The organism is Rhizobium sp. BK491 (assembly GCF_014194925.1).
Classification (GTDB): domain Bacteria; phylum Pseudomonadota; class Alphaproteobacteria; order Rhizobiales; family Rhizobiaceae; genus Rhizobium.
In genome coordinates, this window is record NZ_JACIAR010000001.1 from 341,532 (window position 1) to 363,685 (window position 22,154).

At 58.2% G+C, this 22,154-nt stretch carries 26 protein-coding genes; 15 read left to right on the plus strand and 11 right to left on the minus strand.

Features of this window, described 5'->3' with window-relative positions; all coding sequences use genetic code 11:
• Positions 1-45 precede the first annotated feature (45 nt).
• From thrS to FHX05_RS01780, 4 genes are all read right to left on the minus strand, one after another.
• The gene (thrS, locus tag FHX05_RS01765) at positions 46-2,034 is read right to left on the minus strand and encodes a threonine--tRNA ligase (RefSeq protein WP_183870497.1); all 1,989 of its coding nucleotides are present in this window, start codon (positions 2,032-2,034) and stop codon (positions 46-48) included.
• Between the two features lie 128 nt (positions 2,035-2,162).
• Positions 2,163-2,690: a DUF1697 domain-containing protein gene (locus tag FHX05_RS01770; protein WP_183870498.1), complete on the minus strand. Its 528-nt coding sequence runs from the start codon at positions 2,688-2,690 to the stop codon at positions 2,163-2,165.
• A gap of 3 nt (positions 2,691-2,693) precedes the next feature.
• Positions 2,694-3,116 (minus strand): membrane protein insertion efficiency factor YidD, encoded by a 423-nt coding sequence (gene yidD, locus FHX05_RS01775; protein WP_183870499.1) that lies wholly within the window; start codon positions 3,114-3,116, stop codon positions 2,694-2,696.
• 2 nt (positions 3,117-3,118) lie between these two features.
• Entirely contained in the window at positions 3,119-3,592 is a 474-nt protein-coding gene (locus tag FHX05_RS01780) for an iron-sulfur cluster assembly scaffold protein (protein WP_183870500.1), read from the minus strand.
• Between the two features lie 290 nt (positions 3,593-3,882).
• On the opposite strand from FHX05_RS01780, the gene folE reads away from it, so the two are divergent.
• From folE to FHX05_RS01795, 3 genes are all read left to right on the plus strand, one after another.
• On the plus strand, positions 3,883-4,494 hold the full coding sequence (gene folE, locus FHX05_RS01785; protein ID WP_112398297.1) for a GTP cyclohydrolase I FolE: 612 nt from the start codon (positions 3,883-3,885) through the stop codon (positions 4,492-4,494).
• Between the two features lie 25 nt (positions 4,495-4,519).
• Positions 4,520-4,969: a phosphoribosyl-AMP cyclohydrolase gene (hisI, locus tag FHX05_RS01790; protein WP_183870501.1), complete on the plus strand. Its 450-nt coding sequence runs from the start codon at positions 4,520-4,522 to the stop codon at positions 4,967-4,969.
• A 108-nt stretch (positions 4,970-5,077) separates the two neighbouring features.
• Entirely contained in the window at positions 5,078-6,037 is a 960-nt protein-coding gene (locus FHX05_RS01795) for a patatin-like phospholipase family protein (protein ID WP_015339965.1), read from the plus strand.
• Positions 6,038-6,148: 111 nt separating this feature from the next.
• Here the strand turns inward: FHX05_RS01795 and FHX05_RS01800 are convergent, their stop codons facing one another.
• Positions 6,149-6,583: a CBS domain-containing protein gene (locus FHX05_RS01800; RefSeq protein WP_015339966.1), complete on the minus strand. Its 435-nt coding sequence runs from the start codon at positions 6,581-6,583 to the stop codon at positions 6,149-6,151.
• Positions 6,584-6,748: 165 nt separating this feature from the next.
• Positions 6,749-7,519, minus strand: coding sequence for a rhomboid family intramembrane serine protease (locus FHX05_RS01805; RefSeq protein ID WP_183870502.1), 771 nt, complete (start codon positions 7,517-7,519; stop codon positions 6,749-6,751).
• A gap of 317 nt (positions 7,520-7,836) precedes the next feature.
• On the opposite strand from FHX05_RS01805, the gene FHX05_RS01810 reads away from it, so the two are divergent.
• The 7 genes from FHX05_RS01810 to FHX05_RS01840 all read left to right on the plus strand — a co-directional run bounded on the left by FHX05_RS01810 (position 7,837) and on the right by FHX05_RS01840 (position 14,359).
• Positions 7,837-8,460 (plus strand): PAS domain-containing protein, encoded by a 624-nt coding sequence (locus tag FHX05_RS01810; protein ID WP_246698831.1) that lies wholly within the window; start codon positions 7,837-7,839, stop codon positions 8,458-8,460.
• A gap of 123 nt (positions 8,461-8,583) precedes the next feature.
• Positions 8,584-9,213 carry a PilZ domain-containing protein gene (locus tag FHX05_RS01815; RefSeq protein ID WP_112602690.1) on the plus strand — a complete coding sequence of 210 codons (630 nt, stop codon included), beginning with the start codon at positions 8,584-8,586 and terminating at the stop codon, positions 9,211-9,213.
• Positions 9,214-9,285: 72 nt separating this feature from the next.
• Positions 9,286-10,248, plus strand: coding sequence for a prolyl aminopeptidase (pip, locus tag FHX05_RS01820; protein WP_183870504.1), 963 nt, complete (start codon positions 9,286-9,288; stop codon positions 10,246-10,248).
• A 389-nt stretch (positions 10,249-10,637) separates the two neighbouring features.
• Positions 10,638-11,243, plus strand: coding sequence for a transglutaminase-like cysteine peptidase (locus FHX05_RS01825; protein ID WP_112338987.1), 606 nt, complete (start codon positions 10,638-10,640; stop codon positions 11,241-11,243).
• Between the two features lie 324 nt (positions 11,244-11,567).
• Positions 11,568-12,335, plus strand: a complete 768-nt coding sequence (locus FHX05_RS01830; protein WP_246698832.1) for a hypothetical protein — start codon at positions 11,568-11,570, stop codon at positions 12,333-12,335.
• A 117-nt stretch (positions 12,336-12,452) separates the two neighbouring features.
• On the plus strand, positions 12,453-13,958 hold the full coding sequence (locus FHX05_RS01835; protein ID WP_183870505.1) for a D-alanyl-D-alanine carboxypeptidase: 1,506 nt from the start codon (positions 12,453-12,455) through the stop codon (positions 13,956-13,958).
• 125 nt (positions 13,959-14,083) lie between these two features.
• Positions 14,084-14,359 (plus strand): hypothetical protein, encoded by a 276-nt coding sequence (locus FHX05_RS01840; protein ID WP_075856917.1) that lies wholly within the window; start codon positions 14,084-14,086, stop codon positions 14,357-14,359.
• Here the strand turns inward: FHX05_RS01840 and FHX05_RS01845 are convergent.
• Positions 14,356-14,790, minus strand: a complete 435-nt coding sequence (locus FHX05_RS01845) for a DUF1489 family protein (RefSeq protein WP_183870506.1) — start codon at positions 14,788-14,790, stop codon at positions 14,356-14,358. The genes FHX05_RS01840 and FHX05_RS01845 overlap by 4 nt on opposite strands.
• A 58-nt stretch (positions 14,791-14,848) precedes the next feature.
• Positions 14,849-16,258: an L-serine ammonia-lyase gene (locus FHX05_RS01850; RefSeq protein WP_183870507.1), complete on the minus strand. Its 1,410-nt coding sequence runs from the start codon at positions 16,256-16,258 to the stop codon at positions 14,849-14,851.
• A gap of 197 nt (positions 16,259-16,455) precedes the next feature.
• Between FHX05_RS01850 and FHX05_RS01855 the strand changes: the two genes are divergently transcribed.
• The 3 genes from FHX05_RS01855 (at position 16,456) to FHX05_RS01865 (ending at position 18,686) form a co-directional block, all read left to right on the plus strand.
• Positions 16,456-17,148, plus strand: a complete 693-nt coding sequence (locus FHX05_RS01855) for a DUF599 family protein (protein ID WP_183870508.1) — start codon at positions 16,456-16,458, stop codon at positions 17,146-17,148.
• Between the two features lie 62 nt (positions 17,149-17,210).
• Positions 17,211-18,200 carry a DUF1624 domain-containing protein gene (locus tag FHX05_RS01860; protein ID WP_183710049.1) on the plus strand — a complete coding sequence of 330 codons (990 nt, stop codon included), beginning with the start codon at positions 17,211-17,213 and terminating at the stop codon, positions 18,198-18,200.
• A gap of 12 nt (positions 18,201-18,212) precedes the next feature.
• A complete protein-coding gene (locus FHX05_RS01865; RefSeq protein ID WP_183710048.1) occupies positions 18,213-18,686 on the plus strand; it encodes an isoprenylcysteine carboxylmethyltransferase family protein in 474 nt (157 codons plus the stop codon).
• Between the two features lie 23 nt (positions 18,687-18,709).
• On the opposite strand, the gene FHX05_RS01870 is transcribed toward FHX05_RS01865, so the two are convergent.
• On the minus strand, positions 18,710-19,099 hold the full coding sequence (locus FHX05_RS01870; protein ID WP_069612249.1) for a MerR family DNA-binding transcriptional regulator: 390 nt from the start codon (positions 19,097-19,099) through the stop codon (positions 18,710-18,712).
• Between the two features lie 305 nt (positions 19,100-19,404).
• Here FHX05_RS01870 and FHX05_RS01875 point away from each other — a divergent pair, with 305 nt between their 5' ends.
• Positions 19,405-19,899 carry a peptide deformylase gene (locus tag FHX05_RS01875; RefSeq protein WP_183870509.1) on the plus strand — a complete coding sequence of 165 codons (495 nt, stop codon included), beginning with the start codon at positions 19,405-19,407 and terminating at the stop codon, positions 19,897-19,899.
• Between the two features lie 60 nt (positions 19,900-19,959).
• On the opposite strand, the gene FHX05_RS01880 is transcribed toward FHX05_RS01875, so the two are convergent.
• A complete protein-coding gene (locus FHX05_RS01880) occupies positions 19,960-20,496 on the minus strand; it encodes a hypothetical protein (protein WP_041677455.1) in 537 nt (178 codons plus the stop codon).
• Between the two features lie 584 nt (positions 20,497-21,080).
• On the opposite strand from FHX05_RS01880, the gene FHX05_RS01885 reads away from it, so the two are divergent.
• Complete coding sequence (locus FHX05_RS01885) at positions 21,081-21,248, plus strand: hypothetical protein (protein WP_162700929.1); 168 nt, start codon at positions 21,081-21,083, stop codon at positions 21,246-21,248.
• 102 nt (positions 21,249-21,350) lie between these two features.
• On the opposite strand, the gene lipB is transcribed toward FHX05_RS01885, so the two are convergent.
• The gene (lipB, locus tag FHX05_RS01890) at positions 21,351-22,067 is read right to left on the minus strand and encodes a lipoyl(octanoyl) transferase LipB (protein WP_183870510.1); all 717 of its coding nucleotides are present in this window, start codon (positions 22,065-22,067) and stop codon (positions 21,351-21,353) included.
• Positions 22,068-22,154 lie beyond the last annotated feature (87 nt).

The following is a 22,154-nucleotide window of genomic DNA, read 5'->3' on the forward strand; positions in this document are numbered from 1 at the left end:
CAGTTCTCTGACGGCACCCTGAAGGTGCCGTCAGGTATGAGGGCGTCAAGCGGCCTTGACGCGCCGTGCTTCGCGCTTACGCAGAATGTCCGGCGGCGTCGCTTCGAGAGCAAGCGAGGCGATCGCCTCGTCGAGCGACATCGACGTTTGCGACTGGCTGCCGAGGCGGCGGATATTGACCGAACGCTCTTCGGCTTCCTTCTTGCCGCAAACGATGATCACCGGAACCTTCGTCACCGAGTGCTCGCGGATCTTGTAGTTGATCTTCTCGTTGCGGAAGTCGGTCTCGACATCGAGACCGGCATCGCGCAGCGCTTCGGCAACTTCTTCGCCGTAGGCATCGGCTTCCGAGGTGATGGTGGCGACGACGACCTGCAGCGGCGAGACCCACAGCGGCATGTGGCCGGCGAAGTTCTCGATCAGGATGCCGAGGAAGCGTTCCATCGAACCGCAAATGGCGCGATGGATCATGACAGGCTGCGTCTTTTCCGAGTGCTGGTCGATGTAGAAGGCACCGAAGCGCTCCGGCAGGTTGAAATCGACCTGGGTCGTACCGCACTGCCATTCACGACCGATGGCATCCTTGAGCGTATATTCGAACTTCGGACCGTAGAAAGCGCCCTCGCCCGGCAGAATGCCAGTCTTGATGCGCCCTTCGGACTGCGCCTCGATCGTTTTCAGCACGTCCATCATCACGCTTTCGGCACGGTCCCAGAGTTCGTCCGAACCGACGCGCTTGTCGGGGCGGGTCGAGAGCTTAACGACGATCTCCTTGAAGCCGAAGTCCTCATAGACTGAGAGAATGAGATCATTGATCTTCAGGCACTCGGCCGCCATCTGCTCGTCGGTGCAGAAGATGTGAGCATCGTCCTGCGTAAAGCCGCGCACGCGCATCAGGCCATGCAACGCACCCGAAGGCTCATAGCGATGCACGGCACCGAATTCCGCAAGGCGGATCGGCAGTTCGCGGTAAGACTTCAAGCCATGCTTGAAGATCTGGATATGGCCCGGGCAGTTCATCGGCTTCAGCGCGAAGACGCGATCGTCGTCGGTATCGTCGCCGGCGACGGTGACCTTGAACATGTTGTCACGGTACCAGCCCCAGTGACCCGAGGTCTCCCAAAGCGACTTGTCGAGCACCTGCGGTGCGTTGACTTCCTGATAGTCGCCCTGCAGCCGCCGGCGCATATAGGACACTAGCGTCTGGAACATGCGCCAGCCCTTGCCGTGCCAGAAAACGACGCCGGGGCCTTCTTCCTGGAAATGGAACAGGTCCATTTCGCGGCCGAGACGGCGATGATCGCGCTTTTCGGCCTCGGCAAGAATGTGCAGATAGTTATCCAGGTCGGCCTGCTCGGCAAACGCCGTGCCATAGATGCGGGTCAGCATCGGATTGTTGCTGTCCCCACGCCAATAGGCGCCGGCGACCTTCATCAGCTTGAAGGCGTTGCCGATCTGGCCGGTCGAAGCCATGTGCGGACCACGGCATAGATCGAACCAGTCGCCCTGGTAATAGATCTTCAGATCCTGACCTTCCGGGATCGCATCGACCAGCTCCACCTTGTAGTTTTCGCCCTTGGCGGCAAAGACTTCCCTCGCCTTCTGGCGCGACCAGATTTCCTTGGTGAACGGCTTGTTGCGCTGGATGATCTCGCGCATCCGCTTCTCGATCACAGGCAGATCATCGGGAGTAAACGGCTCGTTCTTGGCGAAATCGTAATAGAAGCCGTTTTCGATGACCGGGCCGATCGTCACCTGCGTTCCCGGCCAAAGCTCCTGTACGGCTTCGGCAAGCACGTGCGCGGTGTCGTGGCGGATCAGTTCCAGTGCACGGTCGTCCGACCGGGTGATGATCTCGATCTTGCCGTCGGTCACGGGATCGGAAAGATCGCGCACGGTGCCGTCGACGGCAATGGCGACAGCTTTCTTGGCAAGTGACTTGGAAATGGATTCGGCGACATCGCGACCGGTCGTGCCGGCAGCGAAGCTGCGCACGGAACCATCGGGAAATGTCAGGGAAACGGATTGGGACATTTATATTCTCCTTGTCCAGTCCCGCCAACGAATGCGGGTGGTTTCGAAAGATGCGGACCAAGTAAATGCGTACTTAAGTCCGCGCGCCTGATAGCGGTATTTCCTATTCGAGTAAAGGAAAAGCGGCGCTAGGCTCGGACCATCTCGGCTAAACCGCGCACGGTGTTCCGGTTTCGCATCGTTCCAATGCCGAGCAGCTTTGTCGTCAAAGCCGGCAGCATTTTCGACTCGCTGGCTTTGAGACCGAAATCGATCCAGAGATCGCCGTTGACAACGGCCATGCGCTCATCTCGCCTGTATCTCGCGAGCATATCAAGAACGTCCGGTTCGAGCGGCTGGCGCATCACCCGCACGATGACCTCGCTAGCGATCCCGTCGAGGAACGGATTGCCCTCGACAAGTTTCAGCCATGCGTCGGCATCACGCGCGATGATGTCGACATGCTTGCCGAAAGCCGCGGCAAAACCCGCTTCGAGTTGTGCCTCGATCGACGCAATCGGCTGCGGCTCGGCTTCGAAAACGAGATTACCGGTTGCGACAAGCGTTCGGGCATTGCGAAAGCCCAAACTCTCCGCCATGGCTTTGAGATCGGCCATAACGACTCTGCGGCCCGAGTTGAGGCCAATGCTGTAGAGCAGCGCGACGTAGACCGCCAACGGTCAGGCAGCCTTTTGCCCAAGGCGGAAATAGCGCCAGGGAGTCCACCAGTGATAGCGCAGCTCCAGTTCTCCAGGCACAGGATCGAGCCCGCTTGTCCCTCCTGGGCCGCAGCGCGCCACACGAAACAGTGTCATCCAGCCGCCAGCCCAAAGCCCATGGCGGGCAACTGCCTCATAGCCATATTCCGAGCAGGTCGGGATATGGCGGCAGGAATTGCCGATGAAGCCGGAAAGCGTCAGTTGATAGAGGCGAATGAGGCCCATTCCGAAAAGCCGGTCGGGCGTCTTGCGGAAAGGCCCGGCATAATTGCGCGACTTTATTGCCCTGTCGCCGGCCGGTGATGCATCCCGCCGTGCTCGCCTGGAGGGAGCAGCACCGCCTTCGTCTTCATCCTCGTCCTGCATAAGACAGAATTGGCACATGATCAGCCCGCTAAGACGACTTTAGCCGTTTTGGCATTTCCGCCTTGACGCGCTACTTCTATCTGCCCGATGGCATCCACGACCGCATCGAATGTCAACATCGTCGAGGCATGACGCGCCTTGTAATCCCTGACGGGCTTCAGGTAACGCATATCCTCAAAACGGCCATCCGGCCCCTCACCGTCAGCCTTGAGCATGGCAAGCATGTCTTCCCTGGCCTTGCGGACTTCTTCCGCCGAAGCACCGACAACATGGCGGGCCATGATCGACGACGATGCCTGGCCGAGCGCGCAGGCCTTGACGTCATGGGCAAAATCGGTCACCACATCGCCGTCCATTTTCAGCCAGATTTTGACGCGAGAACCGCACAGTCTGGAATGGGCCTGGGCGCTGGCATCGGCGTCGGGAAGGCTGCCGATGCGGCCGATATTACCGGCAAACTCCAGGATTTTGCTGTTGTAGATGTCGTCCATCACAGATTTCGCTCCGATGCACCTGTTTTGCGTTTCAAAACAAAAAACACAGCGTGTCCGCTTAGGACACTTTCACAGGGACAATGCCATACTATATGTATGTCGTTCGAAGACCATCGAAATGCAATGGTCTTCTGTAAGTTTGATGGGAAACCGTGCAGGACGGCAGGCTTGTCCGCCAGCCAGAACGCCCCGGAGCCCGCCAAAGGTACACAATCTCCGTACCTCGGGGAATGCCAGTGGCGAGTCCGACAAGATGATATCCGCTTGGCGGATCAGGAGAACCACAGGTAATGGACGCCATTGTAAAGAACTTTCCGCAAGCCGTTGATTCCGAACGCCCGTCGCAGAAGGAAGCCGAAGACGCAGTTCGCGTTCTGCTTCGCTGGGCTGGCGATGATCCGCAACGCGAAGGCCTGCTCGATACGCCTGCACGTGTTGCCAAGGCGTACCGCGAGCTTTTCGCCGGATACGACATGAATCCCGAAGACGTGCTCGGCCGAACCTTCGAAGAGGTTTCGGGTTACGACGACATCGTCCTCGTCCGCGATATTCCGTTTTTCTCCCATTGCGAACACCATATGGTGCCGATCATCGGCAAGGCGCATGTCGCCTATTTGCCGAACGGCCGCGTGCTTGGCCTCTCCAAGATCGCTCGCGTCGTCGAGATCTTCGGTCGTCGCCTGCAGACGCAGGAAGCCATGACGGCGCAGATCGCCAATGCGATCGACGATACGCTGCGTCCGCGCGGTGTCGCGGTCATGATCGACGCCGAGCATATGTGCATGGCCATGCGCGGCGTGCAGAAACAGGGTTCCTCCACGCTGACGATGACCTTCACGGGTGCCTTCAAGGCCGATCCGGCTGAGCAGGCCCGCTTCATGTCTTTGGTCCGAGGTCGCTGACCGGGCTTCAACGAAAGAGCCGGAGATGAATCTGATTTTCAATGCGCCTTCTGAAGATAAATCCGAACTCGAAGATGCCGGCGATTTCACCCCTCGCTTCGACGACCGCGGCCTGATCACCGCGATCGTGACCGATGCGCAGGATGGCGAGCTGCTGATGCTTGCGCACATGAATGCCGAAGCGCTCGCCCTGACGATCAAGACAGGCACGGCGCATTATTTCAGCCGCTCGCGCGGAAAGATCTGGAAAAAGGGCGAAACCTCCGGAAACCTGCAATCGGTCAAGGAGATCCGCACGGATTGCGATCAGGATGCAATCTGGCTGAAAGTGGAGGTGGCCGGACATGACGCAACATGCCATACTGGCCGTCGTTCCTGCTTCTACCGAACGGTCGAGCTTGAAGATGGCAAGCCGGTACTGAGCGTGACCGACGATCACCTGCATTTCAATCCGGAAGAAGTTTACAAGCAGTAGACCTATCGGGGATGGTGTTTCAACCAGCTACAACCAGTATACGATTTCGAAACGAAAAAGGGACAGTATTTTAGCCGAGGCACACGGAGCCTTGGAGGAGGCGTTTAAATGCTGAATTGGGGCTTGAATCGTCATAACGGCGGACAGAACTTGACGGGTTCAGGCCTCTCGCAGGATACCTCCAATCCACTTCTTCCTCCGTCTCCCCCCAGGAAAGTCAAAATCGCTCTGGCGCTCGGCGGCGGGGCAGCGCGCGGCTGGGCGCATATCGGCGTTCTGCGCGCGCTCGACGAGGCAGGCATTGAAGTCGGCATGATCGCCGGCACATCGATCGGCGCCCTGGTTGGCGGCTGCTATCTTGCCGGCAAGCTAGACGAACTCGAGGCCTTTGCCCGTTCGCTGACGATGCGCCGCATCGCCAGTCTTCTCGACCTGACCATCGGCGGCAGCGGCCTGTTCGGCGGCATGCGGTTGACCAAGCGCATGCAAGAGCACCTGGAAGGCTTTTCGATCGAGGATCTGGACCGCCCCTTTGTCGCTGTCGCATCGGAATTGAATACCGGGCATGAAGTCTGGATTGCCAACGGCTCGCTGATCACGGCGCTGAGGGCTTCTTATGCCCTGCCCGGCATTTTCGAGCCGGTACGAAGCAATGGCCGTACCTTGGTCGACGGCGCGCTCGTCAATCCCGTTCCGGTTTCGGTATGCCGTTCGTATGAGCAGCCGCTCGTGGCGGCGGTCAATCTGAACTATGACCTTTTCGGCCGCTCGGCTGTCGTCAAACACAATGTGGGCCAGCCAAACGGAGATTTGCTGCGGCGGGATGAGACGCCGCCCATGAAACTCGGCATGACCGGCGTCATGGTGCAGGCTTTCAATATCATCCAGGATAGGATTGCTCGCGCCCGTCTGGCCGGAGATCCGCCGGATCTTGCGATGCATCCCCGCCTTAGCGATATCGGCCTGTCGGAATTCCATCGCGCCGGCGAAGCTATTGAACGCGGCTACGAGGAGGCTCTCACGAGGTTGCCGGAAATCCGCCGCATGCAGGAAACCTACGCGCGCTAACGTGTCATCCGAAAAGCTGTGAAAAGCAGCCGGCCCTTCGCTTGAGGGTATGAAGCTAATCGCTGCAATCGACCCGCTGGGTCGATTGCATGGACCGCCTCGAACTTCGCCTCACCCAGCGATATAGGCCTTGATCTGCTCGGCCTCGAGTTCGATCTCGCGGATACGCCATTTGACGACGTCGCCGATGGAGATAATGCCGGAAAGCTTGCCCTTCTCCTCGACGGGAACATGGCGGAAGCGGCGCATCGTCATCAGTTCCATCAATTCGTCGGTTGTCGTGTCTTCTTTGCAGCGGTGCACCTTGGCCGTCATCATCGAAGCAATCGGCTTGTCGAGGCATTCCTGCCCCTGCTTGGCAACGGCATTGACCACATCCCGCTCGGTGAAGATGCCGGAAATCTTGCCGCCCGGTCCGACAACGACGATAGCGCCGATCCGATTCTCGTTCAGAATTTTCGCGGCCTCTGCAACGGTCGTATTACCGCCCGTCGTCACGACGTCGCGGCCCTTGGCTTCAAGTATGGCCTTTACGGAAACTGACATTCGATCCTCCCATCTCGAAAGCATGATGAACACCTGAAGCGTCCGATATGTTCCGAAATTACCCCCGGAGCTCAAACCGGCGCTTTGCCCGTCGGTCGGCCGATCTCCTCATCCCACGATCGACGGATGCCAATGGTGCGCCTGTGTCAGTAAGAAAGCAACAGCTCATTCATCGAGTGGTAAAGGTTCCCGAACTTCCTCGGGCGGTTGCCGGTCGAAGGGGGCGAAAAGCAGGAATCCGAACAGGAAGCCGCCGATATGAGCATCCCAGGCCACCGGCTGTGAGCTGTCGCCCGCAAGGTTGATGCCGAAAGCAACAAGCGCATTGCCGGCAACCCACATGACGATATAGGCGACGACTGTCCGGCTGCGAAGCGACTGCAAAATGCCGAGGCGCGGGTTGAGATGCGCCTGCCGCATGGACACTCTGCGACTGTCCATGGCCGGAAAGGCAAAACGGCAAGCCGCTCCCATGAGCGCCGAGACGACGCCAGACGCACCAATCAGAAGCGTCTGGTCGCCCCAGTAGAGCGCCGCATGCAGGAAGGCGGAGGCGGCTGATGAGAAGATCCAGAAAATCACATAGCGCAGGGCGCCGATGCGTCGCGCCACGGGTGCCGCAAAGACCATCAGCCAAAGGCTGTTGAACACGATATGCTCGATCCCGCCATGCAGCAGCGAATAGGTGACAGGCGTCCAAAGCCATTCCAGCCCCTGCTGTGACAAGGGAAAGGCATAGCGGGCCGGGATGAAACTGAAGGCGAAATAAATCCAGTTCAGCGTATCGTCCGACCACCAGGGAAGGTTCATGACCCCAAAAATGACGATCAGGACGGCAAGGCTCGCCAGAATGGCAGGAGGCAAGTTGAAGGCCGGGGCTCGCTGCTGCGGCCGCGGATTTTCCGGCTCTGGGCGCGGCAGCTGTTCGTCATCCATGTCTTGCTCTGCTTGTCGATAGAAGTCATCGACACATAACGCAGCGAAAATCAAAAAAAAAGCCGCCCGTAGTGTCGGGCGGCATACCGGGGCGCTCCTCTCCGGATCTGACCTCAATGGTTCGTCCGGCGCCCGGGAAATTCGTGCTGAAGGTCACTTGGTGAAGTGATGAACAAAGATTTACATCGACCGCTCGACAAGGCAACCGAAACCCTTTGTTAACCCTAACGGGCCGGTTCTGGCATGGAATTCGCAACGTCAGTTTCGAGGGCAATGAATGCCCTTGTAGTTGAAGTGAAATGGGACACGGACGCATTATGCGCCATAAGACGAGCATCGATATATTTACCTATTGGAAGCGTATACGCGGCAACGCGGACGCTCCCCTGCGCAACTTGATACAACCATCGGCAATCGGCCACATTCTTCCCGAGCTGTTTATCCTGGAAAATACGGTGGGCGATAATCCCCGCTTCCGCCTGGCCGGTACGGCGATCTGCAACCTCATGGGGCGCGAACTCCGCGGCGAGAATTTCGCAGCGCTCTGGGCTGGCAGTCAGCAGGATGACCCGGTACGCATAGCCGCCGGCGTGATGAAACACGTGGTTCCCGCGTTGGTTCACGCGACGGGCTACTGTATCAGCGGCCGCAGCATGACCTTCGAGATGATATTGCTGCCGGTTCGCACATCGAGCGACACTTGCGACAGACTGCTTGGTTGTCTGACGCCAACCGTTTATGCGCCTTGGCTCGGCAACGAAAGCCTTGAATTTCTGGCACTGGATCGCAGCCGGCTGCTTCGCGAGCACCGCGTGCGGCTGGTGGATGCGCCTCCCCATCCAAACCCCGCAAATCTTCTGCCGCATCAGGGAAGCACGAGCCTTGGTGAATGGGTCCGCCGAAAATTGATTCAAGCAAAAAATGGGGCGCGACAGGGTTAGAACTGACCCAGTGCGGAACAAGATAGGCGATCGTCTCTTATTTATGCCTCTGAAAAGACAACCTTACCTTAAGGAGTTGCGGCTATTAGTTGGATGAGACGCAATAGGATTCAAGACGCCTCCATGCACTCGTTTCAGCCAGCCCAGGCGACGCGGCCCAATCAAATGACAGGCAATGCTGCTCGTAATGATCAGCGGACCTTTCAGCGGGTCCCGATCAATATGCAGGGTCGTCTGATGCTGGCAAATTATGAGGAATTCGAATGCGTTGTCACGGAAATGTCGCCGGGCGACCTTCACGTGACCTGTTTGGGACGACCGCGCGCTGATGAGCGGGTCGTGGCCTACATCGACCACCTTGGCCGAGTCGAGGGCTACGTCGTTGCGGTCGACGGCCGTGGTTTCACCATGTCGATCAATGCAACCGAGCGGAAGCGTGAAAAGCTTGCGGCGCAATTGACCTGGCTTGCCAACAAGCACGAACTCGGTCTGCCGGAAGATCGCCGCCACGATCGTCTGACGCCGCGCAATACCCGCTGCGAACTCACGCTCGACGACGGTACGCAATATGTCTGCCGTATCATGGACCTCTCGCTCTCCGGCGCAGCGGTCGACGTCGAAATACGCCCCACCATCGGAACGCCTGTGCGTCTCGGCAATATGCGCGGCCGCGTCGTGCGTCATTTCATAGAGGGTGTTGCGATCGAATTCCTTTCGCTACAGTCTCGCGAAACCTTGCGCGAATTTCTCTGATACCGTCATCTTCCCGTCACGCAGCGTCGCGAAATAGCGATCCCTGTCTTCTCCTCGATGCGTGACCGCGACATGCCCTACCCGGACATAATCCCTTTTGACGAAGGCCTGCTTGAGGTCGGCGACGACCAGCGGATTTACTGGATGCAATCGGGCAATCCCGAGGGTACACCCGTCCTCATCCTGCACGGGGGCCCGGGATCAGGTAGTTCGGCTGGAACGCGGCGCTATTTCGACCCGCAATATTATCGGATCATTCAATTCGATCAGCGCGGCTGCGGCGGCAGTCTTCCGCATGCGTCGGAACCGCTGATCGATCTCTCGGCCAATACGACATGGCACACGATTGCCGATATCGAGCGATTGCGGTTGCGCCTCGGAATCGAACGCTGGATCATATTCGGCAATTCCTGGGGCTGCACGCTTGCGCTTGCCTATACCGAAACCCATCCGCAGCGGGTGGAAAGCTTGCTCCTCGTCGGTGTCACCATGACGAGACAATCGGAAATCGATTGGCTCTATCAAGGTCTCGGCCGTTTCTTTCCTGTGGAATGGGCACGCTTTCGGGCCGCTGTACCTAAGACTGATCGCGATGGTGACCTAGTCGCCGCCTATTATCGCCTCTTGCGCAATCCCGATCCAGCAATCCATGTGAAAGCGGCTAGGGATTGGCACGAATGGGAAGCCGCCTCTATCCTGATCGATCCGCGCGCGGCCCTGTCGCCGCGCTGGTCCGATCCACGTTATCTGGCGGCGCGCGCTCGGATCATCAGCCATTACTTCCACCATCTGGCTTGGCTCGAGGAGCGGCAGATCCTGCGCGACATCCATCGGCTCGCCGGTATCCCCTGCACGATGATCCATGGTCGTATGGACCTCGAAGCACCGCTCGTCACCGCCTGGGAATTGTCACAGGCATGGCCAGAGGCGGAACTGGTGGTCGTCGCGAACGCGGCACACTCGCCGGCGGTCTCGGAGATGGCGACTGCAATCACCCGCGCGACCGATGGGCTTCGCCGGCACACTCGGCAATAAAAATCAAAAATATTTTTGAGCCGGGTTTCCCAAAATGAGACAGGCTCAGGCTCTTGCAGCCATTTCCAACACCAAATCCGACCTGTCGCCACGCGAGCTCTGTATCAATACACACGTCTACTGCCTTAATCGGCACGCGGGCGTTAACGATCCCCATTGCCGAAAGCCGCTTGGAGACAGCGGATGTCAGACTCTTGCATTGCTGCAATCCATACCGAAATCCCTCAAATTTTAATCGAATTTGCCGCGAACTTGAATCAAGTTTTCTGCGTATTTTATGAGAATTTTCGCCAGATTTGATTTAACTAAGCCATTAATTTGACTGTGCAATTTTGCGTCAGATAAAATCACGCGTGTCATTCTGATCCCAATAAAACAGGGACAGGGACATGAACTTTCAAATCGCACTTCGCGGCCTTGCCGCTCTGGCGCTTTCAACTCTTGGCTTGTTCGGTGCTGCTCAGGCAGCACCCGCCAACATGACGATAACAGGCGACGCTGCTCCCCCGATCGGTCATTACGAATTCTGCAAGGAAAACCCGCGTGAATGCGCTTATTCCGGTGGCGATGCAGGGCCGATGATCCTCAATGAGGATAGCTGGAAGACGATCCTGAAGGTCAACTATACGGTCAATACGACCATCAAGCCGATGACGGATATGGAACTCTACGGTGTTGAGGAGAAGTGGGCGATCCCGACCACCGCCGGCGACTGCGAGGATTTCGCGCTATTGAAGCGCAAGCAACTCATCGATGCCGGCGTCTCGCCTTCCGATCTGCTCATGACCGTCGTGCTGCAGCCGAACGGCGAAGGCCATGCCGTTCTGACCGTCCGCACGGATCGTGGCGACTTCATTCTCGATAATATGCGCAACAAGGTGAAGCTCTGGTCGGAGACCGAATACACCTTCCTGAAGCGCCAGTCCGCAGATCATCCGGCTCGCTGGGTCAAGATCCAAGACGGTCGCGCTGTTGCGGTCGGCAGCTTGAAATAAGCCCCCTTCATACCAGATCGCCGGCGGCCTAGCGTCGGCGGTAAAGTCAGAGGCCCGGTCTCGTCCCCTGATTTCTGTCCAGGCCGGTGCTTCCGAGCCGTTCCCGCTGTCCCCGGGAACGGCTCTTTTCATTTCGCGGCGGCTCGAGAGATAAGCACTAAAGATTCCGGCGAATTAACTTTCCCGTTAGCACGGGTTGCGACCTATATTTAACCGTCAATTAACCATCACCGCGCCAATCATATCTTCAATGAGACTCGAAAGTAGGACGCCCTCGGTACTCGTCATCGAAGATGGCGGGCCCAGGGAGATGAAGGCAAGAACATGGCTCCTCTGTCATCCGCCGCAATGGTCGAAGAAAGCCCGCTAATATCGAGCGGCTTTGTCTATCGGCTCATGGCAGGTGTTGCCGTCCTGGCTGCGCTGACTGTAGCCATATCCGTCGGTGGAAACTGGCTCGGCGAGAAAATTTCGCTCGCGGGTCATACGACCGATACCAAACCTATCTCCATCACGATCGGCGATGACACGATACGCCTCGCCGCGAACACCATCCGCTTTCCGAGCGAGCGCCTCAATGGCCCGGCCGAGCGCGTCGATCTCTATCTGATCTGGCCGCAGATGCAGGGCTATAGTGAAGCCGACCGGTTGCGCTTCGACGATATCTCGCAAGCGTCCTCGCTGATCTTTCTCCAGATCAGTCAGAGCACGATGTCTCGTGATATGTCCGGCCGGCTTGGTCCGATCTATTCGCAATTGATGGACGGTGCTTCCTATGCCGGCCCCTTTGGCCTGACGGCACATCGGCTTCGCGCCGATGCCGGCTACAATGGCGAAATCCTTTTAACCGCTTCGCGATCCGGTGAAACCGACTATGTCGTACGCTGCCTCCTGCCCTCTTCGCCAGCCTTGGCAACGAGCGGTGATTGCCAGAGGGATGTCAAGGTTGGCAAGGATCTGAGTGTTCTCTACCGCTTTTCCAGCAATCAGCTCGGGGATTGGCGCACGATGGATGCCGCCGTCCAGAACTTCGTCAAGACGCGCCTTGTGGAAGATGCCCCGCCCGCGGCAATGGCTGTTGATGGCCGCTAAAATGGCGCAAAAACCTGAAACCAACTGTTCATCATAAACCGATTGGTAACGCTAAGCCTCTACTGTCGAGCGGATCGGCCGTTCATGGAGGCGGCGGCCGGATAATCGAGAATGTAAATGCAAGCAGAGAGTGATTTAGTGTCCAGATCCATTCTACCCGTTTCGTCGTCTCAAACCGGTAAAATTCTGGCGAGAGCGCTTCTTGGTTTTTCGATCGCGACAGCGACGATCACTGTGACTGTCGTTGACGCAAGCGCGGCCGGTCCGAAATATGCCGGTATCGTCATCGACGCCAATACAGGCAATGTTCTCTATAGCGAAAATGCCGATACGCTCCACTATCCTGCCTCGCTGACCAAGATGATGACGGTCTACCTGACCTTCGAAGCGCTTGAGGCCGGACGCATCACCCTGGATACTCCCGTCGTATTTTCAAAGAATGCCGCCGCTCAGGCGCCGACCAAGCTCGGTATCGGCCCCGGTCGCTCCGTGACCGTGCGCGAGGCGATCCTTGGCATCGTCACGAAGTCCGCCAACGACGCCGCAATGGCGCTTGGCGAGATGCTCGGCGGTTCGGAGGAGGGTTTTGCCCGGATGATGAACGATAAGGCGCGAGCGCTTGGCATGACGCGCACGACCTATCGCAACCCGAACGGCCTACCGAACACAGCGCAGATGACGACGGCTCGTGATCAGGCTCGCCTCGGTATAGCTTTGCGCGAACATTTTCCGGAATACTACGGCTTCTTCTCCGAAACGAGCTTCCGGCTCGGCAATCGCACGATCCTTGGCCACAATCGCCTTATCGGCTCCGTGCGCGGTGTTGACGGCATCAAGACCGGTTACACGCGTGCCGCCGGCTATAACCTGGCGACCTCTGTCAAAGTCGACGGTCGTTCCATAGTCGGTGTAGTCCTCGGCGGCGCTTCGACGCCGGCTCGCGACAATCAGATGCGCAAGCTGATCGCTGACTATCTGCCAAAAGCATCGACAAAGCATATTGATTCCAATGTGATCGCGCAGGTGCCAGCCGCATCCCCCAACGTGCAGGCAGCCAGCGCACGCATGGCGGATATCAGCCGCGCAAAGATCAAGAACAACGGGGCGACCGAAGTCGCCGATTCCAGTCCTTCCAGCGCGGCAGCCTTCGCAGCGGTAACGCCACAATCTTCCTCCTCCAATCCACTGCTTTCGGCAAAGCCCGAGCCCGCGAAGCGGCCCGCCTATGACGAAACAGCCTCCGCCGGATCTTCGGACGATGCGGATGAGGATGAAATCGATACCGTAACGACGGCATCGACCTCCAGAAGCGATACGAAGCTGGTAAAGCTGCAGCGCACCGAAAAGACCGAGAAGGTTGCAAAGACAACCAAAGCTGAACGCGGGCCTACCGGCTGGATCGTTCAGATTGGCGTTTCCTCCAGTAAGGATGGCGCGACCGATCTCCTAGATACGGCAAAGAACAAAGCCGGCAAGGCATTGCGTTCGGCCAAGCCCTATGCGGTCGCCTTTGACGGCGGTTACCGCGCCCGCTTCGGCGGCTTTGAAGATCAGAGCGAAGCAGTGAATGCCTGCAAGGCGCTCAAGCGTGCCGGCGTCAAGTGCTGGGCGAGTATGGAATAAGCATGTGGCGGGTGTTTTCGCGCCGCATGATTTGAAAATTGGTTGGGCCTTCTATGGCTCTGATCTTCCGGTTCCGAACGTCAAGCGGGCCGGCCCTGAGTTTGTAACGTGTACGGGGTTTTGAAATGGCAATGAACGAGAACTTTCCCGGTTTCTCGCTCGATAGCGGGGGCAAGATGAAACAGAAGAGCTTTGCTCTTCATCCGCTGCATGAAGCGGCGATGCGACTGGCGGACCTCGGTCTCAGCCGTTCGCGCTCACGCAACAAGACGAAAGACCTGATCGGCATCCTGCTTTGCCATGGCGCACGCGCCTGGCGCTACTCACAGCCGGAAGCGCATATTCATCTGCATATCACTGCCCCGACCGGCCGCGCGCCGATCATGATGCGGCTGCGCTAAAGCAAACCAAGTTCGGAAAGTTCCCGGCGCAGATCTGCGGGCAATTCGGCTGCCGCGCCGAGACTATCGAGATCGCGCGGCACGTCGTCCTGCGGCAGATACCGCCAGCCCTGAAATGGACGCTTCGGCTGCCCTGTCGTCTCGACAACACGCGGGTCGAGAATAAGCCGGCAACGCTGAATACCATCAGCATCGGTGAAGGTCTCGATACCAAGCAATTTCTGCCGCGCCTGCACCTGCCCCTTGATCACCCAATAAAGCGAACCGCCGTCCAGCAGTTCCTCGATCCGCTTCGGCACCATGCGCGTCGTATGGGTCGTGTGCGGCTCCAGTCCTGCAGCGATGGCGTTCATTGCCCGCTCGGAAACCCATTCGCGCAGATCATCAAGCGAATCCGCGCCGACGCACAATTTGATGAGATGCAAAGCCATAGTGCCGTTGAAGTCCTTTTGACCGGCAGCGTCAAGCTTTTAGATCAGGCGTCCACACTCAGCATTCCACGACGTTGACCGCCAGACCACCGGTGGAGGTTTCCTTGTATTTCTCGCTCATGTCGTGACCGGTCTGACGCATGGTTTCGATGCAGGCGTCGAGCGGCACGAAATGCTGGCCGTCGCCCTTGATGGCGAGCGAGGCAGCAGTGACTGCCTTGACCGCGCCAAGAGCGTTTCGTTCGATGCACGGCACTTGCACCAGTCCGGCGACCGGATCGCAGGTCATGCCAAGATGATGTTCCAGCGCGATTTCTGCGGCATTTTCGATCTGTTCCGGCGTCGCACCCATCACGGCCGCAAGCCCGGCCGCCGCCATCGCAGCCGCCGAACCGACCTCGCCCTGACAGCCGACTTCGGCGCCGGAAATCGAGGCATTATGCTTGATGATGCCGCCGACGGCGGCAGCCGTCAGAAGATAGTTGCGAATGCCGTCCTGATCCCAATCCTCATGGAAATGCTGATAGTAGCGGATCGTAGCAGGAATGACGCCGGCCGCACCATTGGTCGGCGCCGTCACCACGCGCCCACCGGCCGCATTCTCTTCGTTGACCGCCATGGCGTAGACGCTCAACCAGTCATTGGCGAGCAGCGGATTGATCCGGTTGCTGCGCCACTCCTGCTGCAGCTTGTCGTGAATGGCGCGGGCACGCCGGCGCACCTTCAGGCCACCCGGCATGATGCCGTCGACCTTGAGGCCACGATCGATACAGCTGCTCATGGCCGCCCAGATGCGGTCAAGGCCAGCATCCAGCTCCTCGGCGCTCATACGCGTCTCTTCGTTGGCACGCTTCATCTGTGCGATGGAAAGGCCGGAGCGCTCAGACATTTCGAGCATCTGCTTGGCGGTGGCAAAGGGGAAAGGAACGCGTTCGCCCGCTGCAGCGGGCTTCTCCCGATCGGCCTTCATCTGCTCCAATTCGGTATCGGTGACAACGAATCCACCGCCGACGGAATAATAGATGCGCTTCAGGAGTAGGCGGTCATCCCGGTCGAAAGCAGAAAAACTCATGCCGTTGGCATGGCCAGGCAGCGGCACCTTCTTGTCGAAGATCAGATCGGTCTTGGGCTGGAATTGATAGGTCGGATGACCTGGCGGCGTGATGCGTCCGCTGCGCTCCACTTCGTCAATAATGGCATCCATATGATCGGGATCGACGCTGTCGGGCTTTTCGCCCATCAGGCCGAGGATGACAGCCCTGCCGGTGCCGTGGCCAATACCCGTATGCGCCAGCGAACCATGCAGGCTGACCCTGATCGATTCGACATGTACATTCGAAGACGGCCGCGGCCACTCGTTCGACAGCAAGAGGTCCAGGAAGCGATTCGCGGCCGACATTGGCCCCATCGTGTGCGAGCTGGACGGCCCCACGCCGATCTTGAACACATCAAAAACTGAGAGAAACATGGACCTTTGGTGCCTCCAGGCAAATCGATTTCCGGCAAGGCTACGCTATCGCGGCAAGCTTGCACGGCGATTGGCCGACATCGGATTTCATGGCAGCGACATTACATATAGGCATTCGAGAAGCAAACGGAAGGCCATTGCGCGCGGCTCGCGCTGAGCTACAGTCCACATCGGATTGATCTGGAGAACCTGCCTTTATGACGACTGCCGACTATGTCGCCCTCGCCCTTTTCATCTGTCTCTGGGTCGCGCTGAACTGGATCACCAGCAGCGCCAGCTTCTTCAATCGCACCAGCCTGACGCTGGCGATGAACGAGCGTCGCCGCGAATGGATATACAATTCGCTGCGCCGCGATCTGAAGATGATCGACACGCAGATCCTCTCCGGCCTGCAGAACGGCACCGGCTTCTTTGCCTCCACATCAATCTTCGCGATCGGCAGCTGTTTTGCGCTTCTCGGCGCCACCGACAAGATCAACGCCTTCTTTTCGGATATGCCGTTCATACTCAATGGCGGTCGGGCAGCCTTTGAAATCAAGGTAGCCGGGCTTGGCTGCCTTTTCGGCTATGCCTTTTTCAAATTCGGCTGGGCCTATCGCCTATTCAACTATTGCACCATTCTCTTCGGCTCCCTGCCGATGCGCGAAGATGCCATCCTTGATCCGTTGGCCGCGGAAAGAGCCGCCGAGCGCGTAGTGCGCATGAACATCATTGCCGCGCGCAATTTCAATGCCGGCCTCAGGGCAATCTTCCTGTCCATCGGTTATCTCGGCTGGTTTCTGAGCCCCTATGTCTTCATGGCGACGACGATTTTCATCATCGTGGTGCTGATCCGCCGTCAGTTTTTTTCCGACGCCCGTCTGGCCATCATGGATAGCGATATGCCATGACAAGGCCGCGTCGGCCCATGCCGCTGCAAAGACTTGAATTCATGCCTGGAAGGACTTCCGTAATGGCCGCCATCGCCGCGAGCGCCGACGTTGCGCAAAAGACGCCTCGCATCGGCATTCTGGATACGGCACGCGGTGCTGCCCTGCTCGCCATGGCGAGCTATCATGGCACCTGGGATTTCGAATTCTTCGGCTATCTTGATTCTGGTACGGCGGAAACCGGCTGGCTGAAGCTCTATGCCCGCGCCATTGCCAGTACCTTCCTGTTCCTGGCTGGCTTCAGTCTCGTGCTTGCCAATACGCCGGAAATTCGCTGGCGGTCCTACTGGCGACGGCTGGGCATGATTGTCGCTGCAGCTGCCGCAATCTCACTCGTCACCTTCATTGGTATGCAAGACGAATGGATCTTCTTCGGCATCCTCCACAGCATTGCGGCGGCGAGCCTTATCGGCCTCCTGTTCCTGCGCCTGCCCGCATTCTTGACGCTTTTGGTCGCGGCATTGCTCACCGTCGGCATCGTGATCGACAACGTCATCGCGCCTCTGTCGCTGCATTCAACGTTCTTCGACACGCCGTGGCTATGGTGGGTAGGGCTTTCGGAAAATATTCAGCGCTCGAATGACTATGTACCGCTCTTCCCGTGGCTGACACCATTTCTGTTCGGCCTCGGCATTGCGCAATTGGCACTCTCTCTTGGATGGACGAAACAGCTTGCGAAATTCGGTGCTGGCCGCAATCTCGTCGCGCGTGCAGGCCGTCACAGCCTGATCTTCTATCTGGTTCACCAGCCGGTTCTTTTCGGCCTCGTCTATCTGTTGTCCCTTGTCGCTCCCGCTCCACCGCAGGACCCGACGGTCGGCTATATCAGGCAATGCGTGGCTTCATGCACGCGATCGGGCAGCGAAGCCATGTGCCGCAGCTTCTGCCAATGCACGCTCGACAAGTTGCAGGCTCAGAACCTCTTCAAATCGCTGGAATCAGGGGCGATCAAAGCAGATAGCGATGAACGCGTAAGCCGAATCGCGATACAATGCACGGATGAAGCGCAATGACAGGGTTATTCTATGAATGCCTATCGTTCGAAGTCGCTGAGTTTTCCGTGGCCGCCGCTGCTCTATAGCCTCGCCGTCATAGCGGGGCTGTCCCTGCAGCGATGTTATCCCTTGCCTTTGCCCTTCATCTGGGCGCTGGTTGCATGGGTGGTTGGCGCGCTCCTGACCGCCATCGCGGTTACATTGAATGTCTGGGCCGTCAAGACATTGCTGGAACGCCGCACAACCGTTCTGACGCAGCGCTGCACAGCGCATTTGGTGACGTCAGGCCCCTTTCGCTTCACCCGCAACCCAACCTATCTCGGCTATACCCTGCTGACCGCAGGCCTCGGCCTACTGATCGGCAATCTCTGGTTCCTGGCCATGGCGGCAGCGGCGGCCGCCTTGACGACGTTGCTCGTCATCCGCTGCGAGGAGATGCATCTCCTCTCGCGATTCGGCTGCGAGTTCGAGTTTTATTGCAAACGGACGCGCCGCTGGTTTTGAAAAGCTGAGCGCTTAATAGCGGATCAGGTCCCAACGCCGATTTCGGCCAGGCGTCCGAGGCAGGCTTCCTCGACATTGTCGAGTTCGCTCAGCGTATCGTCGATATCCTTGCGCTTCTGACGCAGCTCGTCGCGCTTTTCGTCGACGCGTTTCATCAGCAGCTTCAGCTGCCCGATCTCGCCTGGAGGCTCCTTGTAGACCTGTATGATCTCGCGAATTTCGGCAATGGTGAAGCCGATGCGGCGGCCGCGCAGAATTTCCATGATCAGACGCCGGTCGGCCGGGCGAAATAGGCGCGTTCGGCCCCTGCGCTCAGGATGAATGAGGCCCTCGTCCTCATAGAACCTCAACGTCCGGGTCGAAACCCCGAATTCCCGAGTGAGCTCCGTTATGCTATAGTATCCGTCGACCAAGAATCCGCCCCTAATCTGCTGACCATCATAATATTGACTTTTACGTAATAGTCAATTTTGACGGGTTGCAGTCAGTTCTCAACCCGCCAGTGCAGCGCTAAATCATAGGCCAACAGGGCCTGAGAGGGCGAAATTTCCCGTAAATGCGATGGGAACGGTCATAGAGACAGCAGACGCCTCAGCGATTCGAATGCACGAATCAATGCGATGGGAAGCGCGGCCACCAAGGCGGTGGCATTGCTATCATCTTCCCTTTATCCTGGCAGGCCTCCTACCCATGTCCTCCAGTTCCGCTAGAGAGTGCCGTGTCTGTCCGCCCCATCATCCGCTTCCCCGATCCGCTATTGCGAAGCCCCTCCACGGCCGTCACGGCCTTCGACGACAATCTGCGGATGCTTGTCAATGATCTGTTGGACACCATGCGGGCTGCGCCCGGCGTCGGCATCACCGGCCCGCATATCGGCGTTCTCAAGCGGGTCGTCGTGATCGAACTCAGCCGCGAGGATGGCGTGCGCATCTATATCAATCCGGAAATTCTGTGGTCGTCGGCAGAGACCACACGGCATACGGAGGGCAGCGTTTCCATGCCCGGAGCGACGGAGGAGATCGTCAGACCGAAATCGATCCGCTTTCGCTATCTGGATATCGCCGGCGAAACCCATGAAGCCGAGGCGCAGGACTTTCTGGCGATCTGCATCCAGCATGAGATCGACCAGCTTGATGGCATTTTCTGGCTGCAGCGGCTTTCCAAGCTCAAGCGCGACCGATTGGTAAAAAAATGGGAGAAGATGCGGGATTGATATAAGCAAACAGAAACGGGCGCCCAAAGGCGCCCGTTCTGCAAGAGGTTGGATCCGCAATCAGCCCTTGAGCTTGGTATTGCAGAGGCTGTAATAGCCGCCGCCCTTCTGGATCCACTTCAGGCCGCCGAGCGAATTGCTGGCCTTGGCGGCGTTATAGGCGTCGACGCAGGTGTGGAAGCGGCCCTTGCCGGGTGTCTCGGTAGCATATTTCGGGTCGACCTTTGCGGGGAAGGTTACGCCGGCCGGGGCAGCCGTGGTCGGCTTTGCCGGTTCTGCTGCCGGCGGCTTGGTAGCGTCGGGCTCGTTGGCGTCGACCTTGGCTGCCGCAGTGGTCTTCGCTGGCTTGGCAGGCGTCGTAGCTGCTGGTGCAGTGGTTGCGGGAGCGGTGGTCGTGGTGGCGCTGGCGTCCGCGCTGCACTGCGTTGTGCGGAAGTCATTCCACTTCTGGCCGTTCAAGGTACCAGCAGTTTTGGCAGCCTGATATTTGGCGCTGCACTCTTTCATGGTTAGCGCAGAAGCCGAAGAAGCGAGGCCCATCGAGCCTACAACTGTGAGAGACGCAAAAGACATCAACAGAATGGCACGACTTGTCATTGGCATTTCCTCCGCTCTATGACGAATGTCGAAACTATTAATCGTATCGTCCCCATCGATTGTCAATCGACACGCGATCTGGGGGCGACGGAAGACACCATATGCGGACGAACATGAACGCAAACTGTACAAAAATAGCTATCGAAAAGAGTGACTTGACTGGAGCAGCAATCCTGGATGGCGGTTCATCGCTGTGTTGAGTTCAGCCGGAGATGGAAGAATCGATGGTGCCGATTCACATTGCAATTTTACTTCCGTCATTCGCGGCCAGCGATACGCTTCGGCAAGGGCGATCGCAGACCAAATACAACCTATCGTGAGCTTCGGTCTTGAAGTGTGGGTACCGCGCCCTAGTTCCCGTCATGCAGTTCCCCTCTCTATGCCCTGGATGCTCTCCCTTCCAGGGCATTTTTCTTTCAGACGTTTTTCTGGCAGATAAGGCCATCGAGAAACAACGCGCCAAAAGACTCGCCACAGCATTCAAATGAGTATAGGCTTATATCACCGTTGGCTACCGAACCCGTAGGCGCTAGCGGCTGAGAGAGACGACTACTCTCGCCTGCAGAGGTCAAGGAGTTACCCGCATGACCTCGCATGATACTGGCGACAACATCCTAAGCGATCAGAAACTGCATGATCTTCTCAAGGCAGAAGACAGGATCGATCTTTTGGAAAGATCGAAACGGTTCATTCCGAATGAGTCGGAAGTACCGATGGTAGAGGACGCCGAAGAGCGCTCCTGCGAGCTATAGCAGTTTTCGCCATCAAATCGGACAGGTCGTTTGACCCGTCCTGCTTAGCACTAAAATTCATCGCAACATCCGGCATCGTCTTCGGACGATCGCCGATCACCTTCACGCGTCATTGACAGTTTCGCCGAAGACCTGTTCGAACGCCTCACGCAGGCGGATATCGACATCCGCCATCATGACCGGCAAGCCGAGATCGACAAGGCTGGTAACGCCATAGGCCGAAATTCCGCAAGGAATGATGCCGGTGAAATGCCCGAGATCGGGGTCGACGTTCAGCGAAAGGCCGTGAAACGTTACCCATTTGCGCACGCGGATGCCGAGCGCCGCAATCTTGTCCTCAGCCACGGTGCCGTTAACCAGAGCGGGCTTCTCCGGGCGCCTGACCCAAACGCCAACTCGATCCTCTCGCCGCTCGCCGCGCACGTTCATCGAATCGAGCGTGCGAATGATGACCTCTTCGAGCGCGCCGACAAAGGCGCGGATATCCTGCCGGCGACGCTTGAGGTCCAGCATGACATAGGCGACACGCTGCCCTGGCCCGTGATATGTATACTCGCCCCCGCGTCCTGTCGCAAAGACCGGGAATCGATCCGGCTCGATCAGATCGGCGGCATCGGCGCTGGTGCCCGCCGTATAGAGCGGAGGATGTTCGACCAGCCAGACGAGCTCCGGCGCCTGCCCTTCGGCAATCGCGGTTACCTCAGCCTCCATGGTGGCAACCGCCTCCTCATAAGGCACGAGACCGTCGCTGATCCGCCAGCGGACGGGCGGCGTACCTTGAACGGGAAACATCTGGTGAGAAAGTTCGGTGCGAAGCATATGGCAGTCCTTTGCGCGCCGCAGGCCGCATGTGTGGAAATCCTGCGCGCCGACGGGTTGTCCACATATGGCGCCATTCGAGCGGGA

What these genes read in the sequence shown, in the direction of transcription:
- FHX05_RS01855 (WP_183870508.1), top strand. Translation starts at nt 16,456, where the DNA reads ATGACGACTGCCGACTATGTCGCCCTCGCCCTTTTCATCTGTCTCTGG.
- FHX05_RS01845 (WP_183870506.1), bottom strand. Translation starts at nt 14,790, where the DNA reads ATGGCTTTGCATCTCATCAAATTGTGCGTCGGCGCGGATTCGCTTGAT.
- FHX05_RS01860 (WP_183710049.1), top strand. Translation starts at nt 17,211, where the DNA reads ATGGCCGCCATCGCCGCGAGCGCCGACGTTGCGCAAAAGACGCCTCGC.
- FHX05_RS01795 (WP_015339965.1), top strand. Translation starts at nt 5,078, where the DNA reads ATGCTGAATTGGGGCTTGAATCGTCATAACGGCGGACAGAACTTGACG.
- folE (WP_112398297.1), top strand. Translation starts at nt 3,883, where the DNA reads ATGGACGCCATTGTAAAGAACTTTCCGCAAGCCGTTGATTCCGAACGC.
- pip (WP_183870504.1), top strand. Translation starts at nt 9,286, where the DNA reads ATGCCCTACCCGGACATAATCCCTTTTGACGAAGGCCTGCTTGAGGTC.
- FHX05_RS01815 (WP_112602690.1), top strand. Translation starts at nt 8,584, where the DNA reads ATGCACTCGTTTCAGCCAGCCCAGGCGACGCGGCCCAATCAAATGACA.
- hisI (WP_183870501.1), top strand. Translation starts at nt 4,520, where the DNA reads ATGAATCTGATTTTCAATGCGCCTTCTGAAGATAAATCCGAACTCGAA.
- FHX05_RS01810 (WP_246698831.1), top strand. Translation starts at nt 7,837, where the DNA reads ATGCGCCATAAGACGAGCATCGATATATTTACCTATTGGAAGCGTATA.
- lipB (WP_183870510.1), bottom strand. Translation starts at nt 22,067, where the DNA reads ATGCTTCGCACCGAACTTTCTCACCAGATGTTTCCCGTTCAAGGTACG.
- FHX05_RS01865 (WP_183710048.1), top strand. Translation starts at nt 18,213, where the DNA reads ATGAATGCCTATCGTTCGAAGTCGCTGAGTTTTCCGTGGCCGCCGCTG.
- FHX05_RS01805 (WP_183870502.1), bottom strand. Translation starts at nt 7,519, where the DNA reads ATGGATGACGAACAGCTGCCGCGCCCAGAGCCGGAAAATCCGCGGCCG.
- FHX05_RS01825 (WP_112338987.1), top strand. Translation starts at nt 10,638, where the DNA reads ATGAACTTTCAAATCGCACTTCGCGGCCTTGCCGCTCTGGCGCTTTCA.
- FHX05_RS01885 (WP_162700929.1), top strand. Translation starts at nt 21,081, where the DNA reads ATGACCTCGCATGATACTGGCGACAACATCCTAAGCGATCAGAAACTG.
- thrS (WP_183870497.1), bottom strand. Translation starts at nt 2,034, where the DNA reads ATGTCCCAATCCGTTTCCCTGACATTTCCCGATGGTTCCGTGCGCAGC.
- FHX05_RS01880 (WP_041677455.1), bottom strand. Translation starts at nt 20,496, where the DNA reads ATGACAAGTCGTGCCATTCTGTTGATGTCTTTTGCGTCTCTCACAGTT.
- yidD (WP_183870499.1), bottom strand. Translation starts at nt 3,116, where the DNA reads ATGTGCCAATTCTGTCTTATGCAGGACGAGGATGAAGACGAAGGCGGT.
- FHX05_RS01800 (WP_015339966.1), bottom strand. Translation starts at nt 6,583, where the DNA reads ATGTCAGTTTCCGTAAAGGCCATACTTGAAGCCAAGGGCCGCGACGTC.
- FHX05_RS01835 (WP_183870505.1), top strand. Translation starts at nt 12,453, where the DNA reads ATGCAAGCAGAGAGTGATTTAGTGTCCAGATCCATTCTACCCGTTTCG.
- FHX05_RS01830 (WP_246698832.1), top strand. Translation starts at nt 11,568, where the DNA reads ATGGCTCCTCTGTCATCCGCCGCAATGGTCGAAGAAAGCCCGCTAATA.
- FHX05_RS01850 (WP_183870507.1), bottom strand. Translation starts at nt 16,258, where the DNA reads ATGTTTCTCTCAGTTTTTGATGTGTTCAAGATCGGCGTGGGGCCGTCC.
- FHX05_RS01840 (WP_075856917.1), top strand. Translation starts at nt 14,084, where the DNA reads ATGGCAATGAACGAGAACTTTCCCGGTTTCTCGCTCGATAGCGGGGGC.